Source organism: Halomonas sp. McD50-4, assembly GCF_022348135.1.
GTDB lineage: Bacteria > Pseudomonadota > Gammaproteobacteria > Pseudomonadales > Halomonadaceae > Vreelandella > Vreelandella piezotolerans.
This window is the reverse complement of sequence record NZ_JAKRFG010000004.1, coordinates 70,130-83,993: the sequence shown is the minus strand read 5'-3', so window position 1 is coordinate 83,993 and position 13,864 is coordinate 70,130. Positions and strand designations below refer to the sequence as shown.

General features: G+C 59.4%; 11 protein-coding genes. 2 read left to right on the top strand and 9 right to left on the bottom strand.

Annotation, left to right across the window (positions count from 1 at the left end; all coding sequences use genetic code 11):
• Nucleotides 1-9: 9 nt before the first annotated feature.
• From bamA to rpsB, 9 genes are all read right to left on the bottom strand, one after another.
• On the bottom strand, nt 10-2,340 hold the full coding sequence (bamA, locus tag MHM85_RS06415; RefSeq protein WP_139528409.1) for an outer membrane protein assembly factor BamA: 2,331 nt from the start codon (nt 2,338-2,340) through the stop codon (nt 10-12).
• Nucleotides 2,341-2,461: 121 nt separating this feature from the next.
• Nucleotides 2,462-3,820 (bottom strand): RIP metalloprotease RseP, encoded by a 1,359-nt coding sequence (rseP, locus tag MHM85_RS06410; protein WP_219862699.1) that lies wholly within the window; start codon nt 3,818-3,820, stop codon nt 2,462-2,464.
• Nucleotides 3,821-3,863: 43 nt separating this feature from the next.
• Nucleotides 3,864-5,060 (bottom strand): 1-deoxy-D-xylulose-5-phosphate reductoisomerase, encoded by a 1,197-nt coding sequence (gene ispC, locus MHM85_RS06405; RefSeq protein WP_219862697.1) that lies wholly within the window; start codon nt 5,058-5,060, stop codon nt 3,864-3,866.
• The gene (locus MHM85_RS06400) at nt 5,057-5,878 is read right to left on the bottom strand and encodes a phosphatidate cytidylyltransferase (protein ID WP_153843449.1); all 822 of its coding nucleotides are present in this window, start codon (nt 5,876-5,878) and stop codon (nt 5,057-5,059) included. Before MHM85_RS06400 ends, ispC begins: the two co-directional genes overlap by 4 nt.
• On the bottom strand, nt 5,871-6,656 hold the full coding sequence (gene uppS / locus MHM85_RS06395) for a polyprenyl diphosphate synthase (protein ID WP_219862695.1): 786 nt from the start codon (nt 6,654-6,656) through the stop codon (nt 5,871-5,873). The genes MHM85_RS06400 and uppS overlap by 8 nt, the downstream gene beginning before the upstream one ends.
• 87 nt (nt 6,657-6,743) lie before the next feature.
• The gene (gene frr / locus MHM85_RS06390) at nt 6,744-7,301 is read right to left on the bottom strand and encodes a ribosome recycling factor (RefSeq protein WP_139528318.1); all 558 of its coding nucleotides are present in this window, start codon (nt 7,299-7,301) and stop codon (nt 6,744-6,746) included.
• A gap of 4 nt (nt 7,302-7,305) precedes the next feature.
• Nucleotides 7,306-8,076, bottom strand: a complete 771-nt coding sequence (pyrH, locus tag MHM85_RS06385; RefSeq protein WP_139528317.1) for a UMP kinase — start codon at nt 8,074-8,076, stop codon at nt 7,306-7,308.
• Between the two features lie 122 nt (nt 8,077-8,198).
• Nucleotides 8,199-9,068, bottom strand: coding sequence for a translation elongation factor Ts (gene tsf, locus MHM85_RS06380; RefSeq protein ID WP_219862693.1), 870 nt, complete (start codon nt 9,066-9,068; stop codon nt 8,199-8,201).
• Nucleotides 9,069-9,280: 212 nt separating this feature from the next.
• Nucleotides 9,281-10,033 (bottom strand): 30S ribosomal protein S2, encoded by a 753-nt coding sequence (rpsB, locus tag MHM85_RS06375; protein WP_139528315.1) that lies wholly within the window; start codon nt 10,031-10,033, stop codon nt 9,281-9,283.
• A gap of 322 nt (nt 10,034-10,355) precedes the next feature.
• On the opposite strand from rpsB, the gene map reads away from it, so the two are divergent.
• Both map and MHM85_RS06365 read left to right on the top strand, forming a co-directional pair.
• Nucleotides 10,356-11,147 (top strand): type I methionyl aminopeptidase, encoded by a 792-nt coding sequence (gene map, locus MHM85_RS06370; protein WP_139528314.1) that lies wholly within the window; start codon nt 10,356-10,358, stop codon nt 11,145-11,147.
• Entirely contained in the window at nt 11,147-13,822 is a 2,676-nt protein-coding gene (locus MHM85_RS06365) for a [protein-PII] uridylyltransferase (RefSeq protein ID WP_219862691.1), read from the top strand. Before map ends, MHM85_RS06365 begins: the two co-directional genes overlap by 1 nt.
• The last annotated feature ends 42 nt before the right edge of the window (nt 13,823-13,864 follow it).

Here is a 13,864-nt window from a genome sequence, read left to right as displayed (position 1 = left end):
CTCCTTCAATTAGAACGTTTGACCCAGCGAGAACTGGAAGAACTGCGTATCATCACCACTTTCGTCATTCAGCGGCTCAGCCACGCTAAAGGTCAGCGGGCCTACCGGCGTCAGCCACGAGAGGCCAACGCCCACGCTGTAGCGCAGATCGCCAAGGTCAACGCCCGAGCTGCACTGCTGGCGTCCTGCATCCGCTTCCAGCACGTCGTAGCACGAGCTCAGGAAGGTGTTACCTGCATCCAAGAACAGCGAGGGCTGTACCGAGCGCTGGTTCTCGACGAACGGCATCGGGAAAAGCACTTCGGCGGAGCCTTCTACCAGTACGTTACCGCCCAAGGTGCGGTCACGGCCACCCTCACGGGCGGGCGTGGTGCGCTCGCCCAAGGTGTTGGAGGTAAAACCACGCACCGAGCCCAGGCCGCCTGCATAGAAGTTTTCGTAGAACGGGTAGGGATCGTTGCTGCCCAGCGTATCGGCGTAGCCCAAATTACCGCTGAACTTCAGCGCCCAGGTTTCGTCATCGTTAAACGGGAAGAGCTGCTGCGCGCGGGCCTGGAGTTTGTAGTACTCCGCATCGCTACCCGGCACGCCGGTTTCCAACGAGACGCGCTGGTAATTACCGGCGGTCGGCATGATGCCCCGGTTCAGGTTGTTGCGTGTCCAGCTCGCGGTCAACTTCAGGCTTTGCGCATTTTCGCCTTCATCTTCCACATAGCGGCGGATTTCCGAGGCAGTGTCGAAGTAGGTTTTCACCGTGACGTCTTCGACGCTGGCACCGAAGTTCAGGCGAGACAACTCGCTGATGGGGTAGCCGAAGTTGATACCGGCACCGTAGGCATCGGTCGAGAACGTCGAGATATCGGAGTCGGCGTAGTCGGTTTCGCGGTAGAACACGTTGTACCCGCGAGAGATGCCGTCCAGCGTCCAGTAAGGATCGGTGAAGGCGAAGTTGACGCTGGTGAAGGTGTCACTGCGTTGGGCGCCGACGTTGACACGGTTACCGGTGCCAAGGAAGTTGTTTTGAGCCAGGCCGACCCCGTAAATCACGCCCGCGCTCTGCGAGAAGCCGACGCTTGCAGAGACCGAACCGGAGGGCTGCTCTTCCACGTTATAAGTCACGTCCAGCAGATCGGGCTCACCCGGTACCGGCTGCGTGTCGACTTCCACTTGGCTAAAGAAGCCCAAACGCTCCAGACGCTGACGCGACTGCGTGATCGACTCCGTCGATGCCGGTGCGCCTTCGAGCTGGATCATCTCGCGGCGCAATACTTCGTCCTGGGTCGTGGTATTACCGTAGAACTCGATTCGACGCACGTAAGCGCGCTGACCTGGATTCACAGCAATCACGAGATCGACCGTTTCACCGTCATCGGCCACTTCAGGAATGCCCTGCACCTCGGCAAAGGCGAAGCCTTCCGCGCCCAGACGCTGGCGCAGCGCTTCCGTCGAGGCGTTGACATCGCCACGGGAGAAGATATCGCCGCTGTTGATTTCGAGCAGGTTGCGGGCTTCGTTTTCGCTGATCTGCAAATCACCGGCAAAGCGGATATCGCCTACGCGGTACTGGCTGCCCTCATCGACATTGAGCGTAATGAAGATGTCGGACTTCTCGGGGCCAATCGATACCTGGGTCGACGTCACATCGAAGTTGACGTAGCCACGATCCAAATAGAACGAACGCAGACGCTCGATATCGCCAGAGAGCGCTTCGCGGGAGTACTCGTCTTTGGAGAACCAGCCAAAGATACGCCCTGGGCGGTCGTTCAGCTCGAAGACGTCGCGCAGCGTCTCATCGTCGAAATCCTGGTTACCGACGATATTGATCTGGCGGATCTTGGCCACTTCGCCTTCGTTGATATCGATGTTGACCTGAACGCGGCCTTCGTCGATCTCCTCGACGTTAACGTCGATGCTAGCGCTGTAACGCCCCTGGGATTGATAGACGCCCTCGAGCTCACGCTCGATCTCTTCGAGCGTCGAGAGCTGTAGGACCTGCCCTTCCGACAAACCCGACTGGCGTAGCCCGTTGCGCAGGTCTTCATCAGAGATCTGGTCGTTACCTTCGATGTTCAAGCGCGCGATGGTGGGGCGCTCGACCACTTGGATCACCAGCACATCGCCTTCCCGGGCCAACGAGACGTCTTCGAACAAACCGGTGGCGAACAGGTCACGGGCGGCCGCGGCGAGCTGCTGCTCGTCGACACGGTCGTTGGCGCTCACCGGGAACGCATTAAAGACCGAGGCGGCGGAAACCCGCTGCAGTCCTTCCACACGAATGTCTGAAACGTCAAAGGATTGTGCTTGGGCGCCGCTGGCGCCTACCAGCAAGAGTGCCGCCATTCCAAGGGTCTTGATTTTCATGCAGTCAGTTCGCTCGCGTTGGTCTGCCCGTCGGTTAAGACAGGCACCATATACATTTGTGCAGGCAGATGACAAGGCATCCAGCGCGCTACACGCGTTATTACCACAGGCGCATCAAATCGAAATAGAGCGCCATTAGCATCAGGGTACCGACCATGGCGAGCCCGATGCGCAGCCCTATCGCTTGTGTTTGCTCGGATACCGGCCGCCCACGTAACACCTCGACGAAATAGTAAAGCAGATGACCGCCATCAAGCACGGGGATGGGCAGCAAATTCAGCACCCCTAGGCTAATCGACAGATAGGCGAGGAAGCCTACGAAGGCTTCGAGCCCCGCGCGTGCCGAGTCGCCGGAGATTTGTGCAATGGTGATCGGCCCGGAGAGGTTAGAGGGGGAGATAAGCCCCACCAGCATCTTTCGGATCGCATCTACCGTCAGTAGAACCATTTCACCGGTGCGCGACAGCGCTTGGCCGACGGCTTCGATCGGCCCATAGCGAATTTCGCGTTGCAGCGACTCAGGCCAGCTAAACGGCTCTGCACCGGCTCCAATGTACCCAACCTCGTCACCACTCTCCAGCGTATTACGTCCTGGCGTGAGCGAGAGCGTGCCCTGTTCGCCTCCACGCTGGTACGCGACGCTTAAGGTCTCACCCGCGCTGTCGCGAATCACAGCGACGAACTGCATCCAATCATCGATGGGTTCGCCATCGAGCGACACGATACGATCCCCCGGTTGAAGCCCTGCGACATCGGCCGCCTGCCCAGAAACGACCTGACCGAGCACTGCTGGTATGTCAGGGCGCCAGGGTGAAAAGCCCAGTGTTTGCAACGGTTGAGGTGGATCCTGGCGCACCATGTAGTTACTGATTGGCAGTTGATAGCGGCGTGTGGCACTCGCCCCCTCTGGCGTTGCCTCGATGGTGAGCTCGCCGCTATAGCCGATCATGGACACCAGCTTCAGATTGATCTCTTCCCAAGAGCGCGTTGGCTCGCCCTGGATAGCGGTGATTTCACTGCCCTGCGCCAAGCCCGCCTGCGCAGCCGGCGAGTTCGGAGTAACGTCGCCGACGAGCGGTGCCACCGTGGTCGTTCCCGCCACGAACAGTGCCCAGTAGGCGAAGATGGCGAGCAAAAAGTTGGCGATGGGACCCGCAGCGACGATGGCAATTCGCTGCCATACGGTTTTGCGATTGAAGGCTTGGTCCAACTGGTCGTCTGGCACCGGCGCTTCGCGCTCGTCGAGCATTTTGACGTACCCGCCCAGCGGAATGGCCGCCACCGCAAACTCAGTGCCGTGACGATCCACCGTCGACCATAGCGGTTTACCAAACCCTACTGAAAAGCGCAGCACTTTGACGCCGCAGCGACGCGCGACCCAAAAATGCCCGAATTCATGAAAGGTCACGAGCAGTCCCAGCACCACAATGACGGCTAAGATATTCTGTATCAGGCCCACTTTTCGCTCCTTTGCACGACGCGCTGCTCAGCATTAGCTGAGGCTAAGCGATTGACTGACGTAGGGTAAGTGCCGCCTGTTCGCGCGCCCAGCGATCCGCCGCTAGCACGCACTCTAAAGAATCGGCCTCGCCACGGTAGGGCAGCGCCATGACATCGGCGACGAGCTCTGGAATCGCGCCAAACGCAATGCTTCCCGCTAAAAATGCCTCGACGGCCACTTCATTGGCTGCATTCAAGATGGCCGGGGCGGCACCACCGGCCTGCATCGCCTCACGGGCGAGACGCAGACAAGGAAAGCGCGCTTCATCGGGAGCCTCGAAATCGAGTCGCGCCACCTGGAACAGGTCAAGTGCTTCTACACCGGCGTCGATCCGCTCGGGCCAAGCCAAACCATAAGCGATGGGCGTGCGCATATCGGGATTGCCCAACTGCGCGATTACCGAACCATCGTCATAGGCCGCCATGGAGTGAATGACGCTCTGGGGATGAACGACCACTTGAATCTGCTCGGGCGAGGCATCAAAGAGCCAGCACGCCTCGATCAACTCGAGACCTTTGTTCATCAGCGTGGCGCTGTCCACCGAGATTTTTCGCCCCATGGACCAATTAGGATGGGCGCAAGCTTGCTCGGGCGTGGCACGTGCGATCTGCTCTGCCGACCAGTTACGAAAGGGCCCGCCGGAAGCTGTCAACAGTAGCTGACGCACGCCGTGCTTGGCCAATCCACCGCGATGCTCGCAGGGTAGACACTGATAGATGGCATTATGTTCAGAATCGATCGGCAGTAGCGTGGCCCCTGAACGCGACACGGCGTCCATGAACAGCGCCCCACTCATCACCAGGGCTTCTTTATTGGCGAGCAGTACGCGCTTACCCGCCTCGGCCGCCGCCAGCGCGGGCAACAGTCCCGCCGCTCCAACGATTGCCGCCATGACGATATCGACCTCAGGGGCACGGGCGACATCGCACAATGCTTCCTGCCCCGCCAGCGCCAGGGTATCAGAGCCTGCTTGGCGAAGCGCCTGCTGCAGCCAATCGGCATCGGCGGCGTCATCCAGCACGGCAAAGCGGGGGCTATATGTATGACACTGTTCCAGCAGTGCCTCTTTCGAGGTATGCGCTGTCAGTGCATGGACCCGGTAGCGATCAGGATGGCGCGCGATGACGTCCAGCGTACTTTTCCCAATGGAGCCAGTGGCACCCAGTACGGTGACCGATTGAATCGAGGCCTGACTCATAGCGCGCTCACCTGAAGGGATAGCACCTGCAGATAGAACAGCGCGAAGATGGGAATGGCCGCCGTGAGGCTATCGATACGATCCAACACACCGCCGTGGCCCGGCAGTAGCTGGCTGGAGTCTTTGATATTGCGGTAGCGCTTCAACATACTTTCGAACAGATCACCCAACACGGAGGTGAGCGTGACCACCGCGGTAATCGCTACCAGTGCGACGCCACCCAGTACACCCAATGGCTGCCAGGCGGCAAATAGCAACGCCAGCAGCGTCGTAGCGGCCAACCCGCCGTAGACACCCTCCCAGGATTTTCCTGGGCTCACCCGCGGTGCCAGCTTGCGCTTGCCCCAGCGGCGTCCGGCAAAATAGGCACCAATATCGGCCGTCCAAACCAACAGTAACACGAACAGCAGCCACACCGCCCCGCTCTCGCGCAGTACGTTGAAGCCTACCCAGCACGGTAGCAGCACCCACACACCCATTAGCAGGCGACGCGACGTGGTATGCCACTGCTGACTACTTTGCGGGTAATGCGTCACCCAGTAAAGATTGAGCAGCCAACCGGCGGCCGCCAGCCATAGCGGCCACACCGCATACGCCGCACCGCCCAGCCACAGCAGCGCCAACAGTATCGCCATCCCCGCGACCAGCGCCATCCGCGTGCGCGACGCGCCTACGCCTGCCAGGTTGGTCCACTCCCAGGTACCCAATAGCACGATCAACGCCGTAAACAGCGCAAAGGTACCTCCCTGTAAGCCAAACAGGCCGATTAGCGTCACGGGCGCCAACCAGGCTGCGGTGATCATCCGCTGTTTAAGCACCTTGCGCCTCTATTTGTTCGTCAGTCATTCCAAAACGGCGACGTCGTAAGCAAAAATCGTCGAGCGCTTTGTCGAAGGCCGCCCCATCGAAATCTGGCCAAAGCAAGGGCGAAAAATGCAGTTCGGCATAGGCCAACTGCCATAGCATGAAGTTCGAGAGCCGCTGCTCGCCGCTGGTGCGAATGCACAGATCCACCGGCGGCACGGCGTCGGTGTTCATGGCCGCATCCAAGCGCGCTTCGTCGATGTCGTCGGCCGACAGCTCTCCGGCCGCCACCTGCTCGGCGAGCTCGCGGGCGGCTCGGGCGATGTCCCACTGGCCGCCGTAGTTGGCAGCGATCACTAGGTGCATGCCCGTATTATCGGCCGTCAGCGCTTCGGCACGCTGGATATGCTTTTGAATTGCATGGGAAAAGCCGCGCTGCTCACCAATAATCGAGAGGCGGATATTGCGCTCGTTGAGCTTTTTGACCTCACGTTTGAGCGCCATCAAAAACAGCTCCATGAGCGCGTTCACCTCGGCGGCTGGGCGCTTCCAGTTCTCACTGGAGAAGGCGAACAAGCTCAGCGTTTGCACGCCTCGCTCGGCCGCACGCTCGATCACCGCACGTACGGCTTCGACACCCGCACGGTGGCCGCGCACTCCCGACAGCCCCCGTGCCCGCGCCCAGCGGTTGTTACCATCCATAATGATAGCAACATGGGACGGCAGTGCTTCCTCGGATCGAGAAAGCATCGTGCCGCCCGGCTGCTCTTGGGGAAGCTGCGGAGACGTCATGGGTTCTCGCACCAAAGATCAGTCATAAGTAAGCCAAGCGATGGCCCACGGACGGCCAAGCCGCCCGTGGCAAAGTGAACGCAGGCGTTATACCTGCATGAGATCCTGTTCTTTTGCGGTCAGCGCCTTGTCGATCTCAGCGATATATTTATCGGTCAGCTTCTGGATCTCGTCTTCGCCCTGACGCTGATCGTCTTCGGTGATCTCTTTATCCTTGAGCAAGGATTTGAAGTCACCGTTGGCATCGCGGCGAACGTTGCGCACGGCGACACGGGCAGTTTCCGCTTCGCTACGTGCTTGCTTGATGTAGCCTTTACGGGTCTCTTCGGTCAGCATCGGCATCGGCACACGAATCACGTTACCGGCGCTGGACGGGTTCAGACCCAGATCAGAGGTCATGATCGCTTTTTCGATTTTCGGCACCATGCCCTGCTCCCAGGGCGCCACGGTCAAGGTACGCGCATCTTCGACGTTCACCGATGCCACCTGATTCAGCGGTACTTGGCCCCCGTAATACTCGACGGTCACGGCATCCAGGATGCTGGGGTGAGCACGGCCCGTGCGGATCTTATTGAAGTTGCTGTGCAGCGCCTCAACGCTCTTCTTCATGCGAGACTCTGCATCTTTCTTGATGTCGTTGATCACGTTGTTACCCTCTGTCTATCAGCGTGCCTTCCTTGCCCCCAACCACGAGGTTGAGCAGGGCACCAGGCTTGTTCATATCAAATACCCGCACCGGCATATTATGGTCACGTACCAGGCAGATTGCGGTCAAATCCATTACCCCCAGCTTCTGATCCAGAGCATCGTCATAGGAGAGCTGGTCGTATTTTACGGCGTCGGGGTGCTTCACCGGATCCTTATTGTACACGCCGTCTACTTTGGTGGCCTTGATGACGACGTCTACGTCCACTTCGATGCCGCGCAAACAGGCCGCGGAGTCCGTAGTAAAGAAGGGGTTTCCGGTGCCCGCGGAGAACAGCACCACGTCACCCGAGGTCAAATAACGGATGGCCGTGCGGCGGTCGTAATGCTCCACCACACCGCTCATGGGAATCGCTGACATCACGCGGGAGCGTATATTGGAGCGCTCCAGCGCATCGCGCATCGCGAGCGCATTCATGACCGTTGCCAGCATTCCCATGTGATCACCCGTGACCCGATCCATGCCGGCTTCGTTGAGCGCCGCGCCACGGAACAGGTTACCCCCCCCAATGACGATACCGACTTGGACGCCAATCCCCACCAACTGGCCAATTTCCAGCGCCATGCGATCCAACACCTTCGGATCGATACCAAAATCGTGCTCACCCATCAGCGCTTCGCCCGACAGCTTCAGCAAAATACGCTTGTACTTCGACTTCGACTTATCGATTTTGGTAGCAGCAGTGGGGGTAGACTCTTGAACATCACGTGACATGGCATCTCTCCTGGGGCAGACCTGGGCACAGGTGGGCGAGGCAGCGCCTGTATTTCACAGGGGCCGGATACACGAAGGCGTGCGCTCGCGCGCACGCCATCTTCTAACTGGAACCTCTGACCTTAGCGACGGCCAGCCTGTTCCATGACTTCTTTCGCGAAGTCGACTTCTTCTTTTTCGATGCCTTCGCCCACTTCGAAGCGAGTGAAGCTGACCACTTCGCCATCGGCGGCTTTGACGAATTCAGCCACGGACTGGTTTGGGTCTTTGACGAACGGCTGCTCGGTCAGGCTGTTCTCAGCCAGGTACTTCTTCAGGCGGCCTTGAACCATCTTCTCAGCGATCTGCTCAGGCTTACCGGCCATGTCCGGCTGGGCCAGGATGATCGCTTTCTCTTTGTCCAGCTGCTCTTGCGGCATCTCTTCGGGATGCGCAACGGCCGGGTTGATCGCCGCGACGTGCATGGCAACGTCTTTGGCCGCTTCGCTGGTGCCGCCTTTCAGGACGGTCAAGACACCAATGCGGCCGCCGTGCACGTATTCGCCTACCAAACCACCGTCAACGGCATTGACGACCACGGCACGACGCACGCCGATGTTTTCGCCGATTTTCTGAACCAACTGCTCACGAGCGGACTCGAGATCACCCGCCATCACGGCGGCAACGTCTTCGCTCTTCGCTGCAAAGAACGCATCGGCGATCTTGTTGGCGAAGCCGATGAAGTTATCGTCACGAGCAACGAAGTCGGTTTCAGAGTTGATTTCGACCATGACGCCGTAGCTGCCATCGTCTGCTACGCGAGTCACCACCGCACCTTCTGCAGCGGTACGACCCGCTTTCTTCGCGGCTTTAAGACCAGAGCTTTTACGCAGGTTTTCGATCGCGACTTCGATGTCACCGTCGGCTTCGGTGAGTGCTTTTTTACACTCCATCATGCCAAGACCGGTACGTTCGCGCAGTTCCTTAACCTGAGAGGCGCTGATAGCTGCCATGAGATTTCACCTCGGAAATGGTTCTAACTGAGAGTTAAACGCGCTACAGAGTATAAGCACGATAGATGACCGTTGCGTATCACTGTGCAGAGCGCTTGCCGGCATTGATCCGGCATGATCGGCCCGCCTGGGCGAACCCAAAGCGGGAAAAAGGGGGCATAAGGCCCCCTCTGATACGATGCGGCTCACCTGCCCGCCGCACCACTGCAGCCTTACTCGGCAGCAGCGTTTGTGTCGGCAGAAGCGGCTTCTTCTTCAGTCACTTCGACGAACTCGTCCGGACGACCTTCTTTCGCGCGACCACACGCGTCGGCAATCGCCTTCACGTAGATCTGGATAGCGCGGATGGAGTCATCGTTGCCCGGGATCACGTAATCAACGCCATCCGGGTTGGAGTTGGTATCGACCACGCCAATGACCGGGATGCCCAGCTTGTTGGCTTCGTTGATCGCAATGCGCTCGTGATCAACGTCGATCACGAACAGCGCGTCCGGCAGGCCGCCCATGTTCTTGATACCGCCGATAGAACGCTCGAGCTTCTCTTGCTCACGCGTGGCCATCAAGACTTCTTTCTTGGTCAGCTTCTCGAAGGTACCGTCTTCGCGCATGGTTTCCAGATCACGCAGACGTTTGATGGACTGACGAATGGTCTTGAAGTTGGTCAGCATGCCGCCCAACCAGCGATGGTTGACGAACGGCTGGCCAACGCGATTCGCTTCTTCTTTGATGATCTTGCTGGCGCTGCGCTTGGTACCAACGAACAAAATCTTGTTGTTGGACGCCGCCATCTTCTCGACCACGTCGATCGCTTCGTTCAGCGCCGGCAGGGTGTGCTCGAGGTTGATGATGTGAATCTTGTTGCGCGCGCCGAAGATGAATTTACCCATCTTCGGGTTCCAGTACTTGGTCTGGTGACCGAAGTGAGCACCTGCTTTCAGCAGGTCACGCATATTGACGTGAGACATGGTAAAACTCCTGAAACTCGGGTTAGGCCTCCACGCACCCCATGGATCCGACCAGTAGCGCCGACGAACGTCGCTAGAGGCACCCGGGACCATGTGCCGGTGCATGTGTGTTTTCAAGGCTTGCTGTCGTGCAACTCAGCGGTGCTGGGTTGCGATCTCGTTACTCTTTCCACGCGCCGCCGCCCTGGAAAGAAGCGAGGGATGGCGATTGCAGGAAAGCGCGCGGCTTTATACCATAGATCATTGCCAAGATGAAGTCGCAGGCGCGTTTAGACGCTGAATTTGCCACTCATCACTCACCCAGAAGCCACATCGAGAATTCATGAACGTTCCTATCAAGACGCCTTCTGAAATCGAGAAAATGCGCGAAGCCGGTCGCCAGGCAGCCAGCGTTATCGAAATGATCACTCCCCACGTCACAGCGGGTATCAGTACCGGTGAGATCGACCGCTTGTGCCATGCGTACATCGTCAACGAACTGGGCTCGACGCCAGCACCGCTGAACTATCACGGTTTCCCTAAAGCGACCTGCACCTCGATCAATCACGTGGTATGCCACGGCATTCCCGATGATGGCAAAAAGCTCAAAAACGGCGACATCATGAACCTGGACATCACCGTGCGCACGCCAGACGGCTACCACGGCGACTCCAGTGTCATGTTCGTGATTGGCGACACCATTCAGGGTGAACGACTGTGCCGCATCACCCAGGAGTGCCTATATAAAAGCATCGAGCTAGTGAAGCCCGGCGTACGCCTTTCCGAGCTGGCCCGGGTGATCCAGCAGCATGCCGAAGCCCACGGCTACTCCGTGGTGCGCGACTTCTGCGGCCACGGCATTGGCGCGGACTTTCACGAAGATCCGCAGTTCTTGCACTACGACGGCTATGCACCGGATGCCGACATTCGCCTGGAGGCGGGCATGTGCTTCACCATCGAGCCGATGATCAACGTAGGTGGCTACAAAACCAAGGTCCTGCGGGATGGTTGGACCGCCGTCACGAAAGACCGCAGCCTGTCGGCGCAGTGGGAGCACACCCTGCTTGTCACCGACACCGGCGTTGACGTGCTGACCGCACGCAGCGACGAAGACTTTAGCTTTTTGAACGCCTGATGCTTCTTCACCACTACCGGTTCGAGCCGGACACGTCGCTTTTCGATCTCGACCTGTTTCGCACCGAGCTTGCCGGATCACGCTCGCCCATTGCGCCGTTCAAAGCGGCCTTACGGGATATTCAGGCGCGGCTGGACGAGCAGTTTCGCGCTGGGGCCGATATTCGCGATCTGGTACGCGGCCGTGCATGGTATCTCGACCAGCTGCTTGCCATCGCCTGGGCGCAGCATGCCTGGCCCGACGACGGGGTCGCGCTGGTAGCGGTGGGTGGTTACGGGCGTGGAGAACTACACCCCCACTCGGACATCGACCTGCTCCTATTGCTCGAACACGACGACGACTCCCCCTACCGTGAGCCGCTGAGCGCCTTCATCACCTTTTTGTGGGATATCGGCCTCGAGATTGGCCATAGCGTGCGCTCACTCAACGACTGCGAGCGCGAAGCCGAAGCGGACGTCACGGTGATCACCAACCTGCTGGAGTCACGCCTCATCGCCGGGCCGGAAAGCTTGCGCGAACAGATGCGCGAGCGCTTGAGCGCAACGAACCTGTGGCCTGCCGACCGATTTTTCGAGGCCAAGTGGCAGGAACAAATCGCCCGCCACTACCGCTACAACAATTCCGAGTATCACCTGGAGCCCAACCTCAAAAGCTCCCCCGGTGGCCTGCGCGATATCCAAATGATTGGCTGGGTGGCCAAGCGCCATTTCGGCACCGAGCAGTACACCGACATCGTCGCCAACGGCTTCATGAACGACGCCGAGCTGCGCATTCTCAGCCAGGGTCAAGCATTTCTCTGGCAGGTGCGCTACGCTCTGCACATGCTCACGGGCCGGGCCGAAGATCGGCTGCTGTTCGATCATCAGCGCACCATTGCCGAGATGTTCGGCTTCAAGGACACTCCCGAACGACTCGCCGTCGAACAGTTCATGAAGCGCTACTACCGCCATGTAACGGCCCTCGCCGGACTCAACGACATGCTCTTGCAGCATTTCGACGAAGTCATTCTGCGCGGTAAAGAGTCGTTGGAAACCGTCAAGCTCAACGAGCGCTTCGAAACCAAAGGCGGCTACATCCAAGTGCGCTCGCGCAACCTGTTCCGCGAGCGACCGGCGGCCATGCTGGAACTCTTCCTGCTAATGGCCAAACACCCGGAGATCGAGGGGGTACGCGCCGATACCATTCGGCTGATTCGTGACCACCGCCACCAGATCGACGATCACTACCGGGAAGAACCGCGTCACCAGCGGCTCTTCATGGCCCTTATGCGGGCACCGGGAAACGTTCCTCGCCAACTGCGGCGAATGAACCGCTACGGCATTCTCGGCAAGTACCTGCCGGAGTTTGGCCGCGCCGTGGGGCTGATGCAGCACGATCTGTTCCATATCTACACGGTCGATGCCCACACCCTGCGCCTGCTGAAATTCCTGCACGGCTTCCGCAAGCCAGAGGCCAAAGGCGACTTCCCCGTGGCGGCGACGCTGATCCACCAGTTACCCAAGCTAGACCTGATGTGGATAGCAGGCTTGTTCCACGACATTGGCAAAGGCCGTGGCGGCGATCACTCCGAAATCGGTGCGCGAGACGTCGAGCAGTTTTGTCATCGCCACCATATCTCCCAGCACGACACCAACTTGGTGAGCTGGCTGGTGGAGCACCACCTGCTGATGTCGATGACCGCGCAAAAGCGCGACATCAGCGACCCGGACGTCATCCGCGACTTTGCGCTGATCGTGCGCGACGAGACCCGCCTGGACTACCTTTACGTGCTCACCGTCGCCGACATTAACGCGACCAACCCAACGCTGTGGAACGGCTGGCGGGCATCGCTTTTGCGCCAACTTCACGCGGAAACCAAACGCGCCCTGCGGCGCGGCCTGAAAAATCCGCCAGATCGCGACGACTGGGTACGCGAAACGCGCACCGAAGCGCGCTCGCTACTCCAAACGGTGGGTGTCGATAGCGCTCACATTGACCGGCTTTGGGAATCGCTGGGGGAGGACTACTTCCTGCAGTACGCACCCAGCGAGATCGTCTGGCAGACCCAAGGCATTCTCAACCACCAGCCCTCACCGCTGCCGCTAGTGCTGATCAGTGCACCCACCGCCGACATGGCCGAGGGCGGTACCAAGGTCTTCATCCACACCCGCTCGGCGGATGATCTGTTTGCCGCCACGGCCGCCGCCATGGAGCAGCTAGGGCTCTCGATTCACGATGCGCGCATCGCCACGTCGCACAACGACTGGACGCTCAATACCTTCATCGTGCTGGATAGCCACGGCCAGCCAATTCGTGACCCGGAGCGTATCGAGGAGATGCGCAGCCACCTAGTAGAAGAGCTGGACGACCCGGACGACTACCCCGAGATCGTCACCCGCCACACCCCGCGCCAGCTCAAGCACTTCAAAGTGCCCACCGAAGTGGTGATCGAACAGGACCCCGCCAACGAGCGCACCCTGTTGGAGCTGACCGCCCCCGACCGGCCCGGCCTTCTTGCCCGGGTAGGGCGCATCTTCATGGAGCAGGATATCGCCCTATCGGCCGCCAAGATCGCTACGTTGGGCGAGCGAGTAGAGGACGTGTTCTTCATTACCACCAAGGCAGGCGAGCCGCTCACCGACCCCGAACGCCAGCAGCAGCTTCGTGAACGGCTGATTGAAGTGCTAGGCGTCTAAACCAGAAAGATGCCATGCCCTGGTGGTTAGGTTTGAGCCTGC